At 69.3% G+C, this 16,141-nt stretch carries 16 protein-coding genes; 4 read left to right on the forward strand and 12 right to left on the reverse strand.

Translation table 11 applies throughout. From position 1 onward, the window contains the following. Positions 1 to 41 precede the first annotated feature (41 nt). Genes ACFV9G_RS20620 through ACFV9G_RS20645 form a run of 6 tightly spaced genes read right to left on the reverse strand, consistent with a single transcriptional unit; the run spans position 42 to position 5,347 of the window. Positions 42 to 527, reverse strand: a complete 486-nt coding sequence (locus tag ACFV9G_RS20620) for a nuclear transport factor 2 family protein (RefSeq protein WP_378729405.1) — start codon at positions 525 to 527, stop codon at positions 42 to 44. Beyond that, entirely contained in the window at positions 524 to 1,981 is a 1,458-nt protein-coding gene (locus ACFV9G_RS20625) for an FAD-dependent oxidoreductase (RefSeq protein WP_378729406.1), read from the reverse strand. The genes ACFV9G_RS20620 and ACFV9G_RS20625 overlap by 4 nt, the downstream gene beginning before the upstream one ends. Next, on the reverse strand, positions 1,974 to 2,807 hold the full coding sequence (locus tag ACFV9G_RS20630) for an SDR family NAD(P)-dependent oxidoreductase (protein WP_378729407.1): 834 nt from the start codon (positions 2,805 to 2,807) through the stop codon (positions 1,974 to 1,976). The genes ACFV9G_RS20625 and ACFV9G_RS20630 overlap by 8 nt, the downstream gene beginning before the upstream one ends. Then, on the reverse strand, positions 2,800 to 3,243 hold the full coding sequence (locus ACFV9G_RS20635) for a nuclear transport factor 2 family protein (protein ID WP_378729408.1): 444 nt from the start codon (positions 3,241 to 3,243) through the stop codon (positions 2,800 to 2,802). Before ACFV9G_RS20635 ends, ACFV9G_RS20630 begins: the two co-directional genes overlap by 8 nt. After that, positions 3,243 to 4,031, reverse strand: a complete 789-nt coding sequence (locus tag ACFV9G_RS20640) for an SDR family NAD(P)-dependent oxidoreductase (protein WP_378729409.1) — start codon at positions 4,029 to 4,031, stop codon at positions 3,243 to 3,245. The genes ACFV9G_RS20635 and ACFV9G_RS20640 overlap by 1 nt, the downstream gene beginning before the upstream one ends. Beyond that, complete coding sequence (locus ACFV9G_RS20645; RefSeq protein WP_378729410.1) at positions 4,028 to 5,347, reverse strand: MFS transporter; 1,320 nt, start codon at positions 5,345 to 5,347, stop codon at positions 4,028 to 4,030. Before ACFV9G_RS20645 ends, ACFV9G_RS20640 begins: the two co-directional genes overlap by 4 nt. A 210-nt stretch (positions 5,348 to 5,557) precedes the next feature. Between ACFV9G_RS20645 and ACFV9G_RS20650 the strand changes: the two genes are divergently transcribed. The 4 genes from ACFV9G_RS20650 (at position 5,558) to fahA (ending at position 9,515) form a co-directional block, all read left to right on the forward strand. Further along, entirely contained in the window at positions 5,558 to 6,232 is a 675-nt protein-coding gene (locus ACFV9G_RS20650; protein ID WP_378729411.1) for an IclR family transcriptional regulator, read from the forward strand. Positions 6,233 to 6,322: 90 nt separating this feature from the next. Continuing rightward, entirely contained in the window at positions 6,323 to 7,504 is a 1,182-nt protein-coding gene (locus ACFV9G_RS20655; RefSeq protein WP_378729412.1) for a homogentisate 1,2-dioxygenase, read from the forward strand. Then, positions 7,501 to 8,343 (forward strand): hypothetical protein, encoded by an 843-nt coding sequence (locus ACFV9G_RS20660; protein ID WP_378729413.1) that lies wholly within the window; start codon positions 7,501 to 7,503, stop codon positions 8,341 to 8,343. Before ACFV9G_RS20655 ends, ACFV9G_RS20660 begins: the two co-directional genes overlap by 4 nt. Next, complete coding sequence (gene fahA / locus ACFV9G_RS20665) at positions 8,340 to 9,515, forward strand: fumarylacetoacetase (RefSeq protein WP_378729414.1); 1,176 nt, start codon at positions 8,340 to 8,342, stop codon at positions 9,513 to 9,515. Before ACFV9G_RS20660 ends, fahA begins: the two co-directional genes overlap by 4 nt. Positions 9,516 to 9,525: 10 nt before the next feature. Here fahA and ACFV9G_RS20670 read toward each other — a convergent pair whose 3' ends face one another. From ACFV9G_RS20670 to ACFV9G_RS20695, 6 genes are all read right to left on the reverse strand, one after another. Then, a complete protein-coding gene (locus tag ACFV9G_RS20670) occupies positions 9,526 to 10,524 on the reverse strand; it encodes a LacI family DNA-binding transcriptional regulator (RefSeq protein WP_378729415.1) in 999 nt (332 codons plus the stop codon). A 14-nt stretch (positions 10,525 to 10,538) separates the two neighbouring features. Further along, a complete protein-coding gene (locus ACFV9G_RS20675; protein WP_378729416.1) occupies positions 10,539 to 12,008 on the reverse strand; it encodes a glycoside hydrolase family 1 protein in 1,470 nt (489 codons plus the stop codon). Then, positions 12,005 to 12,853, reverse strand: coding sequence for a carbohydrate ABC transporter permease (locus ACFV9G_RS20680; protein WP_378729417.1), 849 nt, complete (start codon positions 12,851 to 12,853; stop codon positions 12,005 to 12,007). Before ACFV9G_RS20680 ends, ACFV9G_RS20675 begins: the two co-directional genes overlap by 4 nt. Then, positions 12,850 to 13,818 carry a carbohydrate ABC transporter permease gene (locus ACFV9G_RS20685; protein ID WP_378729418.1) on the reverse strand — a complete coding sequence of 323 codons (969 nt, stop codon included), beginning with the start codon at positions 13,816 to 13,818 and terminating at the stop codon, positions 12,850 to 12,852. Before ACFV9G_RS20685 ends, ACFV9G_RS20680 begins: the two co-directional genes overlap by 4 nt. Before the next feature lie 7 nt (positions 13,819 to 13,825). Next, positions 13,826 to 15,121: an extracellular solute-binding protein gene (locus ACFV9G_RS20690; RefSeq protein ID WP_378729419.1), complete on the reverse strand. Its 1,296-nt coding sequence runs from the start codon at positions 15,119 to 15,121 to the stop codon at positions 13,826 to 13,828. A 160-nt stretch (positions 15,122 to 15,281) separates the two neighbouring features. Beyond that, the gene (locus tag ACFV9G_RS20695) at positions 15,282 to 16,115 is read right to left on the reverse strand and encodes a ketose-bisphosphate aldolase (protein WP_378729420.1); all 834 of its coding nucleotides are present in this window, start codon (positions 16,113 to 16,115) and stop codon (positions 15,282 to 15,284) included. Positions 16,116 to 16,141: the final 26 nt, after the last annotated feature.

Here is a 16,141-nt window from a genome sequence, read left to right on the forward strand (position 1 = left end):
GTGCCTCGAGACCCGGGATCCGTTCCGGGGTCGTGCCTCGGTCAGGAGTAGACGGGATCGCTCATGTCACGCTGGGAGGCGACCCAGGCGGGATCGAGCTGGTCCACCATCGACACGGTGCGCGACTCGTCGAAGACCACGACACGGTCGGCGACGGCCCACCGGCCGTCGCGACGTTCGAACCGGTCCACGTAGCGGCAGCGGATGACCGCGAGATCCTGTTCGGTCGCTCCCGGCGCCGGCTTCTGGCGCAGGAAGCACAGACAGTACGACTCGACCTTGGCCGTGTCGTCGTCGACGAAGTCGATCAGCACGTTGCTGATGAAGTGCTGGGACGAGTCGATCGTCTGATGGCGCTGCCGGATGTCCTCGACCAGCCCGGCCGCGTTCCCGGTGTAGCCACCGTGGACGTCGATCGCGTCGTCGAAGTAGCACGCCGCGATGGCGTCGTAGTCCAGCCGGTCGACGGCGCGCGCGTACCGGAACAGCACGTCCTGGATCTCGAACCGGTCCTCGATGCGACTCATGCCTCTGCGCCCTCCATCTGCCTCTGCGTGATCTCCGCTGCGCGTCGGGCGCCGTTGCGCCCGGCCACCCGGCCGAGCACCAGCGCATGGGCGACCGAGTTGCCGCCGCCGACGTAGCGCTCGCCGAGGATGCCGCCCGCGGCCTCGCCGGCCGCGAACAGTCCTGGTACGGCGCGGCCGTCCGTCCTGACCACCCGGGTGTGGGCGTCGATCTGGAGTCCGGTGTGGGTGCAGACCAGCTCTGCCGGCAGCATCCGGACGGCGTAGAACGGGCCGGACCCGATCGGGTCCAGATGTGCGTCGGCACCCTTCCCGGCCAGGGTCTCGTGCCGGAGGAAGTCCTCGTCGCGACCGTCCTGGAACAGCTCGTTGAACCGCTCGACGCTCGCGGTCAGGTTCTCGGCCGGAACCCCGATCAGGCCGGCGAGCTCGTCCAGGGTCTCGGCCCGCCGGACCACGCCCTTGTCGACCTCCTCGGTGATGCGGTCGGGTGCCCAGTCGGCGTACCCCTCCGGCAGGGCGGTCCGGGCTCGTTCGTCGAAGACCGACCAGACCCAGCCGCCGTGGTCCTTCAGGATCCCCGGGCTGACTGCGTACGGAGCGTCCTCGTCCATGCACCGGCGACCGTCGGTGTCGACGTGGATGCGGGACGGCGGCGGGAACCCGCTCTGCCAGTGGTGGTAGCGCTGGAACTCGGCGGTGACCAGGAGCAGGCCCCAGCCGTCGCCGAACAGGGACAGACCGTGGCGCTCGGCGATGCCGATGTGGTCTCCACGGGAGCCAGGAGCGGCGACCACGAAGAGCGCGTCGCCGGCGACCGAGGTCTCGGGGAAGTACCTCTCCACGAGACCGGGGTTGGCGGCGAGCCCGCCGGAGGCGACCACGACGCTCGGTGCGGTGATCTCGGTGTCCTCGATGACCACGCCGGCCACCTCGCCGTCCCGGACGAGGATGTCGTCGACCCGGCTGCCGAGCGCCAGGTCGACACCCAGCCGGGCGCGCGCCTTCTCGAGCGCCTGCACCAGCCCGTAGCCCTGGTCCTTCGGTACGTGGCCGCGCCAGACGTCCTCGACGCCCGCGCGGGACAGACCCGGCATGTGCGCGCTGTGGGAGATCTGAGCGGGGATCTCGACGCCGAGATCAGTGACCCAGTCGACGATCGTGCTCGACTCCTCGCAGAACATCCGGACCGGGCCCGGAAGGACGCGCCACTGGTTGAGATCCATGTAGTGCTGGAACATCCGAGCGGGGGAGTCCTCGATGCCGAGGGCTTCTTGGACGCCCGTGCCGGCCGCGGTGAGCAGGCCCGCCGAGAGCTGGGTCGACCCGCCGACCTCGGCCTCCGACTCGAGCAGCAGGACCCTGGCCCCGTCCTGGGCGGCCGAGATGGCCGCGGCCAGCCCGGCACCACCGGCGCCGACGACGATCAGGTCGTAGTCGTACGGCTCAGACATGCTGCGAGCCACCGTCCACCGGGATGTTGGTCCCGGTGATGTAGCGGGCGCTGTCGGAGAGCAGGAAGTAGAGGGCGCTGAAGACCTCGATCGGGGCGCCCAGGCGGCGCAGCGGGACGGTGCTGAGCGCGCGGTCGAGCGCTACCGGGTCCTCCTGGACCCAGCGGGTCATCTCGGTGTCGATGAAGCCGGGAGCGATCGAGTTGACCCGGATGTTGTCCGGGCCGAGCTCGACGGACATGCAGGTCGTCAGGTGCTTCACCGCGGCCTTGGAGGAGTTGTACGTCGCACGGGTGACCCGAGCACGCACAGCCGCGACCGAGCCCATGTTGACGATCACGCCGCCGCCGACGGTGCGGAAGTGACGTGCGGCGGTCTGGCCGCCGTAGACGACCCCGTTGAGGTTGACGCCGTAGGTGAGGGCGAGCTGGTCGGGGGAGATGTCGGTGAACTCGGCCTGCGGGAAGACCCCGGCGTTGTTGACCCACATGTCCAGCCGGCCGAACTCCTCGAGAGCCTTGGCCGCCATCGCGTCGTGAGCGGCGGGGTCGGTCACGTCGGCGCCGATCCCGACGACACGGCCCGCGTCGGGGACGCCTGACAGGTTGGCGTTGATCTTGTCCGCGACCGCAGCCATCGCGTCGCCGTCGAGATCGCCTCCGACGGCGTTCACGCCGCGGCGGGCGAGCTCCTCGACGAAGAGAGCGCCCATCCCTCGGCCCGCCCCGGTGACGACGACGGTACGTCCGCCGAGCTCGGGGTTGAGGGCCGGCAGCGGGGAGAAGTCGACGCGGCCGGGATTCGAGGTGGCACGTTCGTCAGTCATGGGTGGGTAGCTCCTTCTTGAGTGGGTCCGGCTGGCCGTCGCGGACGACCAGACGGTGGTGAAGCCGCAGCTCCGGCAGACGCCGGAACTGATCGGTGATGGTGGTGATGCGCTCGATGCGCGCCTCACCTGTGGTGATGTCGTGGGTGGTGACGATGAGCAGGTTCGCTCGCACGAGGACCGCATCGTCGGTGACGTCGTCGAGCGCCACGTTCGTCACGATGTGATGCAGATGCTGGTTGCCCCGATGCACCGTCCGGGCGAACTCCTCCAGTGCCGACGTACCGACGACCGGATCGGGGTAGGTGGGGGAGTCGAAGACGCCGTCCGCGGTGAACATCGCGGCCCAGTCGGCGGCCTCGCCCCGGTCGATCGCCAGGGACTGCCGTCCGTAGAAGTGCTGGACCTCCACGAAGACCTCGAGCTCGGGGCTCATCACTCGGTCCCCAGGTCGGACAGGATGCGGTGGTAGAGGCCGCCGGACGTCAGTCCGCCGTCGGCGACCAGCTCGGCCCCGTTGACGTAGGACGACGCGTCGGAGAGCAGGAAGCACACCACGGCGGCGATCTCGTCGGGCGATGCGAGCCGCCCCTCCGGCACGGACCGGAGGCTCGCGTCCACGAAGCTGCTGTCGGGCGCCTGATGCAGCAGCGGAGTGCCGGTCAGCCCGGGGTGGACCGAGTTGACCCGCACCTTGCGCTCGGCGAACTCCAGGGCGCCGACCTTCGACAGTCCCCGCACACCCCACTTGCTGGTGCCGTACGTCGCGGAGAAGTAGCCGACCATCCCGGCGATGGAGGAGACGTTGACGACCGAGGCGCCGTTCGCGCTGGTCAGGGCCGGGGCGAGGAACTTCATCCCGTAGAAGACGCTGGACAGGTTGATCGCCATCACCTGGTTCCACTGCTCGACGCTGGTCTCCTCGATGCCCAGACGCAGGCTCACGCCGGCGTTGTTCACGAGGCCGTGCAGGGGGCCTTCCTGCTCGACCTCCCGCGCGACCCGGGCCCACGACTCCGGGTCGGCGACGTCGAGGGCGGCCGCCCGCGCCGAGCCCCCGGCGGCCGAGACCTCCTGGGCCAGACCTCGAGCGCCGTCCTCGTCCAGGTCGGCGACCCACACGTGCGCGCCGCGTGCCGCCAGCGCGAGGCTGTAGGCGCGGCCCAGGCCGCCGGCGGCACCGGTGACGAAGACCGATCGGCCCGCGAAGTCACGATCGGTCACAGCTCGAGCTCCTTGCCGCGGGTCTCGGGGAGGAAGAACGTGGCGATGAACGACAGCACGGCGGTGAACAGCAGGAAGCCGGCCGGCGCGAGGTTGTTGCCGGTCAGACTGATCAGGAGCGTCGCGATGAAGGGGGCCGTCCCGCCCAGGGTCATGTTGGTGAAGTTGTTGGCCAGCGCGATGCCGCTGTAGCGGTAGCGAGCGCGGAAGATCTCGGCGTACGTCGAGAACGAGACGCCGTTGTTGCAGCCGATCACGAAGGCGAGGGTCGCCTGGGCCGCGATCGCGGCCCCGACCGAACCGTCCCGCATCAGCAGGAAGGCCGGGATGGTCAGAATGACCACGAGACCGGAGCTGGTGAAGAAGACCGGTCGTCGTCCGAACCTGTCGCCGAGGTAGCCGGCGATCGGCAGGCTGATGACGGCGGCGACCATCGCGATGCACGTGGAGGTGAAGGCGACGTCCGCGGAGTGACCGCCTTCGGTCTGCAGGTAGCTGGCCGCGTAGACGGAGCAGATGTAGTAGCCGCCGACGATGAGCGCGCCGAGCCCGACCACGAGAAGGACCTGGCGCCAGGCGTGCCGGAGCACGTCGGTGATGGGGTACGCCGACTGCTCGATGTCCTCGGACTCCTGGACGGCCTCGAACTGATCGGTCTCGTGGAGCTGGCTGCGGATGTAGAGGCCGATCAGGCCGATCACCAGGCTGATCAGGAACGGCACGCGCCAGGCCCAATCGCTGATGGTCTCCTCGCTGAAGGCCGTGTTGACGCCGAGGGCGACGAGCGCGGCCAGCAGGGACCCCAGATAGGTGCCGGTGTTCACGAACGAGGTCTGGAAGGCGCGGTGCCTGGCCGGGGCGTTCTCCGCGACGAACGCGTTGGCGCCACTGAGCTCGCCGCCCGCCGCGAAGCCCTGCAGGCAGCGGCAGAGGACCAGGACCGCTGTCGCCCAGACGCCCAGCGTGGCGTACGTCGGCAGGATCCCGATCCCGGCCGTGGCGATCGCCATCAGCAGGATCGTGTAGGTCAGGGAGCGCTTGCGGCCGTACTTGTCGCCGATGTGCCCGAAGAAGATCCCGCCGGGGACGCGCAGGAAGAACGCGACCGCGAAGGCGGCGAACGTGTTCAGCAGCGCGGTGGTGGGGTCGCTCTCGATGAAGAAGTGGCTGGCGATCATCGTCGCCATGTAGCCGTAGATCGCGAAGTCGTAGTACTCGACCACGGTGCCGAGCACGGCCGCCCGGATCACCTTGGCGGTGGACTGGGTGGGACGGCTGGTCTCGGTCGGACTGCCTGCGGTGACGGAATGACTCATTACTGCCTCTCGGACGTTCAAATAACGAACGAAGCGTTCAATTATGCGTCACCATAACCACCAATGTGTGATGGGCGCAACACCTGCCGGCGGATCGGTGGCCGTGCTCGGCGACGTGGCCGGTGGCGATGGATGCGCGTGGAGACGTGCTCTAGTCTGCGGCTGGGGGCTGCTGCGTCCCCGTCCGCGACCCGCATCGGGAGGATGAAGATGGCCACGCTTCAAGGCTTGGACCGTGGGCTGGCGGCGCTTGCCTTCGTCTCCCAGAACCCGGCCGGCGTCACGGTGGCCGACGTCGCCGCCCATCTCGGCGTCGACCGCGCGATCGCCTATCGCGTCGTCGCCACGCTGGAGGCGCGTGCCCTCGTCACGCAGGGACGCAACAAGCGCCTGCGCCTCGGCGCCGGCGTGATCGCGCTGGCGGGCCGCTTCTCGTCCCAGCTGATCCAGGCGGCAGAGCCTGCGTTGCAGGATCTCGCTGACGCGGTCGGCGCCCCGGCGTTCCTGACCCTCGCGCACGGCGAGGACGAGTGCGTCCCGGTGCTCGAGGCCGACCCGAAGGTCGGCCAGGGGCCCGTGCGGGTCGGCTATCGGATCGGGCAGCGCTACCCGCTGGACAAGGGTGCGAGCGGGATCGCGATCCTCGCGCTCGCCGGGCCGCAGCCGGGCGACTCCGCGGCGGTTCGGGAGGCGCGCGAGCTCGGCTACAGCCACACCGCGGGCGAGCTGCAGCGCGGCGCGGTCGGGATCGCCGTCGGCTTCGAGGCTCCCGGGTCGCTGCGGGCGTCCGTCGGCATCGTCACGATGGACGACATCGACCCGACCGAGGTCGGCCCGCTGGTGGGCGCTGCCGCTCGGAGCCTGGCCGAGCTCGGCCTGGGCTGAGTCGGCCCGCTCTTGACGGGGCGCGGGCCCTCGTCCTACTTTTGCGCTTAGAGCGCACATAAATGTGCGTTCAACGCACAAGGAGCACTCATGCCGTACTACCACTCCGCCGGCGCCGTCCCCCCGAAGCGGCACACCCAGCACCGCGACGAGGCCGGGAACCTCTACTTCGAGGAGCTCATGGGGGAGGAGGGCTTCTCCTCGGACTCGTCGCTGCTGTACCACCGGAACATCCCGTCGGCCGTGAGCGAGTACCGCACGTGGGAGCTGAACGACCAGTCGCTCGTGCCCAACCACCCGCTCCTCCCGCGGCACCTCTCGACGCACAAGATCTTCGCGGAGGGTGAGACCGGCATCGACGCCGTGACGGGTCGTCGGCTGCTGCTCGGCAACGATGACGTACGGCTGTCCTATGTCGTGGCCGACGCGGTGAGCCCCTACTACCGCAACGCGCTCGGCGACGAGTGCCTCTACGTCGAGGACGGCGCCGGACGGGTGGAGACCGTGTTCGGCGACCTCGAGGTGGGGGACGGCGACTACGTGATCATCCCGCGCGCGACGACCTACCGGGTCGTTCCCGACGGCGTGCTGCGCATCTACGCGATCGAGGCCAACTCCCACATCGGGCCGGCCCGCAACTACCTGTCGAAGCACGGTCAGCTGCTCGAGCACGCCCCCTACTGCGAGCGCGACCTCCGGCTGCCCGAGGGACCGAAGGTGGTCGAGGGCGAGAACGTCGAGGTCCACATCAAGCACCGCGGGCCCGACGGGATCGCCGGCAGCGTCCACGTGCTGCCCCACCACCCGTTCGACGTCGTCGGCTGGGACGGGTGCCTCTACCCCTACGTCTTCAACATCAGGGACTTCGAGCCGATCACCGGCCGGATCCACCAGCCGCCGCCCGTGCACCAGGTCTTCGAGGGCAACAACTTCGTGATCTGCAACTTCGTGCCGCGCAAGGTCGACTATCACCCGCTCGCGATCCCCGTGCCCTACTACCACTCCAACGTCGACTCCGACGAGGTGATGTTCTACTGCGGGGGCGACTACGAGGCGCGCAAGGGATCGGGCATCGGCCAGGGGTCGATCTCGCTGCACCCGGGTGGTTACCCGCACGGCCCGCAGCCGGGCGCGTACGAACGCAGCATCGGCGCGGAGTTCTTCGACGAGCTCGCCGTGATGGTCGACACCTTCCGACCGCTGCTGCTCGGCGAGGCCGGCCGCGCGACCGACGACGGGCAGTACGCCTACTCCTGGGTGCGCAACCGATGAGGATGCTGGCCGGGCTGCTCGACGACGCTGCGGTGTTCCCGCCGGGGAACGCGTCGCTCGAGGAAGCCGTCGACGCTCACGTACGTCACCTGCGGTCGGTCCATGCCGACCTGGTCGGGCCGCTCGTGCTGGCCGCCAAGGACCTGGGTGCGCTCGAGGTCGTCCTGGGAGATCGGCCGGGGCACTCCGCCGACCTCACTCTGACGGTCCCGCTGCCGGGGCTCGTCCCGGCGATCGCCGCCGCCCGAGCCGTCCGGTCCGTCCGCCTCGTCGGACTCGAGGTGGCGCTTCCCGACGGGACCACCGCCGCGGAGGCCCTTGCGGCGCTCGACGCCGCCGACCTCGACGCCGACCTCGACCTGACCACCTATGTCGAGGTGCCCCGGGACAGTCGCCGCGCCGACGTCCTCGCAGCGCTGGCAGGCACGCCTTATCGCGCGAAGTTCCGCACCGGCGGCGTCCGGGCGGACCTCTATCCCGACGAGACGGAGCTGGCCGCAGCGGTCGGGTACGCGGTCTCTCTCGGGGTGCCGTTCAAGGCCACCGCCGGCCTGCACCACGCCGTGCGCAACACGGATCCCGCGACAGGGTTCGAGCAGCACGGCTTCCTCAACGTCCTGGTGGCGACCGGGTGCGCGCAGGCTGGTGCTGATGACACCGAGGTCGTGAAGCTGCTCGCCGAGCGCGACGGAGGCCGTCTCGCCGAGCAGGTGCGGACGCTCGAGCCCTCGGTGCGGGATGCGTTCTGCTCCTTCGGCACCTGCTCCATCGACGAACCCATCACCGAGCTGGTCGACCTCGGCTTGCTCGACCCCCGATACAAGAAGGATCTCGCGTGACCACCATCAGCATCCCCGACGGCTCGCTCTTCGGCCTGGCCAACCTTCCCTACGGGGTCTACTCCGTCCCCGGCCAGGACCCGCGGGTGGGCGTACGTCTGGGCGAGCACGTGGTCGACCTGGCCCTTCTCCTCGGTGACGACGTGTTCGCCGCCGACAGCCTCAACCCGTTCATGGCACAGGGCTATGAGCGCTGGGTCGAGGTCCGCGCGTCGATCATCGAGCGGATCCAGGGTGACGTGCCCGACGAGGCCGTGCACGACCTGCGGGACGTCACGCTCCACCTCCCGTTCGAGGTCGCCGACTACGTCGACTTCTACGCCTCCGAGCACCATGCCGCCAACCTCGGCCGGCTCTTCCGCCCCCAGGTCGCCGAGCCCCTGATGCCGAACTGGAAGCACCTGCCCGTCGGCTACCACGGTCGGTCGTCGTCCATCGTGGTCTCGGGCACGGACATCGTCCGCCCGTCCGGTCAGCGGAAGGGCCCCGAGGATGAGGTTCCGGTCTTCGGCCCCTCCGTCCGGCTCGACATCGAAGCCGAGATGGGCTTCGTCGTCGGCACCGGGAGCGCGATGGGGACCAGCATCCCCGCCGGCGATGCCGAGCGACACATCTTCGGCGTGGTGCTGTTCAACGACTGGTCCGCGCGTGACATCCAGGCCTGGGAGTACGTCCCGCTCGGCCCGAACCTCGGCAAGTCGTTCGGCTCGACCGTCTCGGCCTGGGTCGTCCCGCTTCTCGCGCTGGAGTCCGCACAGGTCCCGACACCCGCACAGGAGCCCGCGGTCCTGCCCTACCTGCAGATGCAGCGTCCCTGGGGACTGGACATCGAGCTCGAGGTGGTCTGGAACGGGCAGGTCGTGTCCCGGCCGCCGTACGCGGCCATGTACTGGTCACCCGCGCAGATGCTCGCGCACCAGACCGTCAACGGTGCCCCGAGTCGTACCGGTGATCTGTTCGCCTCCGGGACGATCTCCGGCCCGGACCCCGACCAGCGCGGCGCGTTCATCGAGCTGACCTGGGGCGGCGCCGAGCCGGTCGAGATCAACGGCACCCCGCGTACGTTCCTGGAGGACGGCGACGAGATCGTGCTCCTCGCCACCGCGCCCGGTGCCGACGGCACCCGGATCGGGTTCGGGGAGGCACGCGGCCGCATCGTGGGCCAGGGCTGACCGAACCCGATCAGGCAGACGTACGCCGCACCAGCTCGGGGGCGAAGACGACCCGACGCGGGATGGTGGTGGTGCCGTCGAGCTGCGCGAGGAGGAGCCGGGCGGCCTCCTCGGCCATGTCGCCTATCGGGTTCTTGACCGTGGTGAGCGGGGGAGTGGTGCGCTCGGCGATGCCGAGGTCGTCGTAGCCGACGACCGCGATGTCGTCGGGGACGCGGCGGCCGGCTCGCTCGAGGGTGCGGAGCGCACCCGCGGCCATCAGGTCGGAGGCGACCATGAGGCCGTCGATGTCTGGATGGCTGCCCAGCAGGATCTCGCAGGCGGCCTCGCCGCCGTCCTCGGTGAAGTCGCCCTCGACGACCGCGTCGGCGGCGAGACCGGCAGCGTCCAGGGCGGCCCGCCAGCCGGCCACCCGGTCGGCGCCGGCACTCATGTCGGCGGGGCCGGTGATGGTGCCGATCCGGCGGCAGCCGCGGTCGATGAGCACTTGGGTGACCTCGCGCGCGCCGGCGAAGTTGTCGGTGTCGGCGTAGGAGACCCGGTGTGCGCCGGTCCACGGGCGGCCGACGAAGGCTGCCGGCAGGCCGAGGTCGGCGACGTGATCGGCGAGCAGGTCGCTGCGGTGCGAGGAGACGACGATGGCGCCGTCGATGTGACCGCCGCGCAGGTAGCGCAGCATCCGGTCCTCCTCCTCACCGGGACGCGCGATCAGGAGGACCACCTGCAGGTCGCGGGACGAGAGGGCCCGGGTGACGATGCGCAGCGTACGGGCGAAGAACGGGTCGGCGAAGACCCGCTCGTCAGCCTCGGGGATGACCATGGCGACCGAGTCGGTACGCCGGGTCACCAGCGACCGCGCCGCAGGGTTGGGGGTGTAACCGAGCGTGCGAACGGCCTCGGCGACGGCCTCGGCGGCCTTCGCGGACACCCGAGAGCCACCGTTGATCGCGCGCGACGCGGTCGCCCGGCTGACACCAGCCATCCGGGCGACCTCGTCGAGCGTGGGCATGTTCACGACAGTGCCTATTCCTTCCGGGCCGGCACCCGGTTGTTGGCGGCGACATCGGCGAACCAGAGGCCGCTGTCCTTCGGCGTACGCACCTGGGTCTCGAAGTCCACGTGCACGATCCCGAACCGGTGGGCGTAGCCGTAGCTCCACTCGAAGTTGTCGAGCAGCGACCAGGCGAAGTAGCCCTGGATGTCCGCGCCCTGCTCGATCGCGTCGAGCGTCCCACGCAGGTGCTGGTCGATGTAGTCGAGTCGGGCGGTGTCGTGCACTGCCCCATCCTCGACCACGTCGTCATAGTAGGCGCCGTTCTCGGTGATGTAGATGGGCGGGGCTCCGTACTCACCGCTGAGCCGGGTCAGCAGCCGGGTCAGCCAGACCGGGTCGATCTCCCAGTCGCGGGCGGTCGTGGCGCGGCCCGTGCGCGGGGTGACGAACTCAGCACCGGGGTAGGGGTTCCCCCGGGGCAGGTCGGAGTGCACGAGCCGGCTGCCCAGCACCTGGTCGGGGTCGATCTCGAACGGCTCCGCCGCGATGGCGTTGCCGAAGTAGAAGTTGACCCCGAGCACGTCGAGCGGCGCGGAGATGACCTCCAGGTCGCCCTCGAGCACCCAGTCCTGCCACGGACGGCCCTGGAAGGTCAGGCCCTCGGTGTCCGCGGCCAGGTCGTCGGCATACTTGCCCCGGAACAGCGGGTCGAGGAACACCCGGTTGTGCAGACCGTCGATCCGCCGGGTCATGTCGACGTCCTCGGGACGGTCGGCGTCGTAGGGGTCGACGACCGTCGGGTTGAGGGTGATGCCGAGGTGCTTCCCGTTCTCCGGCGTCGCGCCGCGGCTGCGCAGCTCGTTGACGACGAGGCCGTGCCCGAGCATGAGGTGGTGGGCCGCGACGATGCCGGCCACGCCCTCCTGGCGACCCGGCGCGTGCTGGCCACCGGAGTAGCCGAGGAACGCCGAGCACCAGGGCTCGTTCAGCGTCGTCCAGTTGTCGACGCGGTCGGAGAGCGCGTCGTAGACGGTCGTGGAGTACTCCACGAACCGGTAGGCGGTGTCACGGCTGGTCCAGCCGCCCTGCTCCTCGAGCGCCTGCGGCAGGTCCCAGTGGTAGAGCGTGATCCACGGCGCGATCTCGGCCTCGAGCAGCTCGTCGACGAGACGGCTGTAGAAGTCGAGCCCCGCCTGGTTGACCTTGCCGCCGTCGGGACGGATCCGCGGCCACGCCGTCGAGAACCGGTACGACGCCAGGTTGAGGCGCTTCATCAGTGCGACGTCCTCGGGCACCCGGTGGTAGTGGTCGCACGCGACCTCGCCGGTGTCGCCGTTGAGGATCGCCCCCGGCACCTTGGCGAAGGTGTCCCAGTTGCTGGGCGTACGTCCGTCCTCGTCGATGGCTCCCTCGATCTGGTACGACGCGGTCGCCGCGCCCCAGAGGAAGTCCTTCGGGAACGTACGTGCGGCGTGGGTGGGGTTTGTCGAGAGGGTCATCCCTTGACGGCTCCTTGCATGATGCCGGACACCAGGTGGCGTCCGGTGGCGATGAACAACAGCAGCAACGGGATCGTCGCCATGATGGTCCCGGCCTGGAGCAGAGCGAGGTCGCTCAGCCCCTGCCCGGGTGCGATCTTGAGCTTGTCGAGCGCGGTCTGGAGGGTCTGGACGTCGGAGTTCTGCAGCACCAGCAGGGGCCACATGAAGTCCGTCCAGACGCTCATGAACGTGAACAGTGCCAAGATCGCCATCGCCGGACGTGCTGCCGGGACGGCAACGGTCCAGACGATGCGGATCTGAGAGCAGCCGTCGACGCGAGCCGCGTCGATCAGCTCGTCGGGGATCGCGTCGACGAGGTACTGACGCATGAAGAACACCCCGAACGCGGTCACCAGCCACGGCAGGGTGACCGCCGTCAGGGTGCCGTCGAGGCCGAGGTTGCTGAACTGCTTCAGCATCGGCACCAGCGCCAGCTGGGTCGGGACCGCCAGCGTCATGACGATGAACGCCATCAGCACGTTGGACCCCTTGAAGCGGAGCTTCGCGAACGCGTAGCCCGCCAGCGTCGAGAACGCCACCACCGAGAATGCGCCGATGCTCGAGACGACGACCGAGTTGAGGAGCGCCGACCAGAAGTCGATCTGGTCGAAGACCCGCTTGGCGTTGTCGACGAAGTGGCCGCCGGGCACCAGCGGGGGCGGCGACTGGAGGGTCCTCTCCTTGGTGACCGTGCCCATGACGTAGGACCAGTAGAGGGGGAAGACCGAGCCGATGACGAACGCGGCGAGCAGCGCGTAGACCAGGAAGCCCGGCTTGTTGATGCTGTGCATCTTGCCGCTCATCGGGCAGCACCTCTGTTCTGGATCGCGCGAGTGATCACGAAGTTGAGCAGGGCGACCCCGACGATGAGCAGGAACAGCAGCCAGGCCGCGGCGGCCGCCCGGGGATAGGGGTCGGTCGCGCTGTTGGCGGTGTTGAAGACGTACATCGTCAGGGTCTGGAACTGGTAGTTCGCTCCGCCCTGGTGCTGCAGGTTGGTGTCGAAGAGCCGCGGCTCGGTGAAGATCTGCAGACCGCCCATCGTCGAGGTGACGATCACGAAGATCATCGTCGGGCGGATCGAAGGCAGGGTGATGTTCCAGAACTGGCGTCCGCTGCCGGCCCCGTCGAGGGAGGCGGACTCGTAGAGGTCACGGGGGACCGCCTGCATCGCCGCCAGGATGATCAGCGTGTTGTAGCCCGTCCAGCGCCAGTTGACCATCGTCGCGATCGCCGTCCAGCTGGCGAAGCGGTCGGTGTGCCAGCCGATCGGGTCGATCCCGATCGTGCCGAGCAGCTGGTTGGCGAGCCCGGACTTGTCGGCGAAGATCGCGCTCCAGATGAGCGCGGCCGCGGCAGGGGCGACGACGTACGGCAGCAGGACCGACATCCGCCACCAGGAGCGTCCGCGCAGGTTGGTGTCGAGGAGCGCCGCGATGACCGTCGCGATGATCACCTGCGGCACCGAGGAGAGCACGAAGATCCCGAACGTGTTGACCAGGGCCTTGTGGAACACCGGGTCGGTGATGACGTGGACGTAGTTCGCCCAGCCGACCGGGTCACCGACGGAGCCGCCGAAGCGCGGCCAGGAGAAGAAGGACAGGTAGCCCGTGTAGAGCAGCGGGTAGAGGCCGATCGCCGCGAAGACGATGAAGAACGGCGCCACGAAGAGGTACGGCGCGTACTTCACGTCCCAGCGGCTGAGCCGCTGCCGCAGGGCCGAGGGGCCCTGCGGCGAGCGGCTCGCCTGAGGGGATGTCTTGAGCATCTTCAGATCAGAGGTTGCCCACGGCGCCGACGAAGGTCGTCCAGGACGTCTCGGGGTCCTCGCCCTCGTCGACACGCTGGATCGCGGTCTGGAAGAGGCCGAGCACGTCGGAGTACTTGTCACCCTTGAACGGGACGCCCGGCGTGACCGCAGCGGCGCGGTTGGTCAGGATCTCGGTGGTCTTGGCGTTGCCGAAGTAGGGGTCCTCGGCGTTCTCGGCCTGGAGGGTCTTCTGCGCCTCGAGGTTGCCCGGGAAGTTGCCGGCAGCCTTGGACGCGGAGACCTGCGACTCGGCGTTGGTCAGGTAGTCGGCGACCTCCTGGGCCTCCTCGGTGTGCGCGCCGCTCGCCGGGACCGCGAGGAACGAGCCGCCCCAGTTGCCGCCGCCACCCGGGAAGGCGTCAGCGATCCTCCAGCCCGTCACGTCCGGCGCGGAGGACTTGATGTTGGCGAACATCCAGCCCGGGCACGGCATCGTCGCGAAGCCGTCGTTGGTGAAGTTCGCCTGCCAGTCCTCGCCCCACTGGACGACCTTGGTGGACAGGGTCGGGGAGTACTTCGTGACCGTGTCGTAGACCGCCTTCAGCTCGTCGTTCTCGACGTTGACCTTCTGGTCCTCGGTCTGGAACGGGAACTCGACCTGGTTGAGCATGGCCTGCGCGACCGAGCCGGAGGCGTCGTACCACTTCGTCTGGGGGACCTTCTTGGTGAACTGCTCGCCGGTCTTGTAGTAGGTGTCCCAGTCCGCGAAGAGGGCTGCGGCGTCGGCGGGGTCGCTCGGGAGGCCGGCCTTCTCGAAGAGGTCGGCGCGGTAGCACATCGCCTCGGGGCCGATGTCGGTCGGATAGCCGATCTGCTTGCCGTCGGTGGTCTGGCCGGCCTTGTAGGCGTATTCGACCCAACGGCCGTCGAGCTCGGGGTCGGAGATGTCGGCGAACTGCTCGTTCGCGCCCTCGGCGACCAGCGCCGCCATGGCGTCACCCTCGACCGCGATCACGTCGGGGAGCTCGGTGCCGGCCTGGAGAGCCTTGGTCATCGACTCCTTCCAGGTGTCCCACTCGGCGATCTTGGTCTGCTTGATCTTGAAGGGGCGCTCGGGGTCGGCGTTCCACTTCTCGATCTGCTCGTCGTAGCCGAACTCGCTGAACGTGGTGATGGTGAGCGTGTCGTCCTTACCGAGAGAGGACTGCTCGTCGCCGTCACCGCCACCGCAGGCCGTCAGGCCGAGGACGAGAGAGGCGACGGCACATGCGGCCAGGGCGGTTCTGGGCCGGCGGTGCCAGGGCTTGGAGTTGTTGGACACGGGAGTGCTCCTGCACGTCTGTGTGGGGAGTGAGAGCGCTTCCACTCTCGGGATTAAGGAGAGTGTGATTGCGCTCACAGGCCCCTGTCAAGTAGGCGGGTGGTAACGATTCTGTGATTGTGGGAGCGCTTCCACCAAAGTGGGGAAACCAATGGGTCGGTCAGCCCGAGATGACGGTGAGCAGCCGAGCGGCCTCGGTGGCCATCGCGTCGCGGCCGGCGCCGAGATAGCGGCGCTGGTCGACCAGGTTCGGGTCGGCCTCGAGGGTTTCGCGGACCGCGCCGGTGAAGGCCTTGTTGAGCTGGGTGGCGACGTTGATCTTCGTCATCCCGGCGGCGATGGCGGCCCGGAGCCCGTCGTCGCTCACCCCGGAGGAGCCGTGCAGGACCAGTGGGACATCGACGGCACGGCGGATCCTCGCGATCAGGGCCTCGTCCAAGGCCGCGTCGCGGGTGGTCATCTTGTGGCTCGAGCCGACCGCGACGGCGAGGGCGTCGACGCCGGTGCTGACGACGAACGCGGCCGCCTCGGCCGGGTCGGTGCGTACGCCTGGAGCGTGGACGCCCGCCTTGCCGCCGACCTCGCCGAGCTCGGCCTCGACGTGGGCGCCCCGGTCGTGGCAGCGGCGAGCGACGGCGGCGGTGCGGGTGAGGTTGTCCTCGTAGGGGAGCTGGGAAGCGTCGTACATCACCGACGAGAAGCCGAGATCGACCGCGATCCCGACCAGGCGCTCGTCGGTCGCGTGGTCCAGGTGGAGCGAGATCGGCATGGTGGACGCCGATGCGATCGCGATCGCGGCGTGTGCGAGCGGTGCCAGACCTCCGTGGTAGCGCACCGCGTTCTCGCTGATCTGGACGATGACCGGCCGGTTCGCGGTCTCGGCTCCGGCGGCGATCGCCGCGACGGTCTCCAGGTTGATCGCGTTGAAGGCGGCGACGCCGCGGCCGTCCTCATAGGCAGCGCCGACGAGCGCGGCGGTGGTCGCGAGGGTCACTGCCGCTCCTCCCGCCACGTCGGCGG

It is taken from the genome of Nocardioides sp. NPDC059952 (genome assembly GCF_042730435.1).
In the GTDB taxonomy this organism is placed as follows: Bacteria; Actinomycetota; Actinomycetes; order Propionibacteriales; family Nocardioidaceae; genus Nocardioides.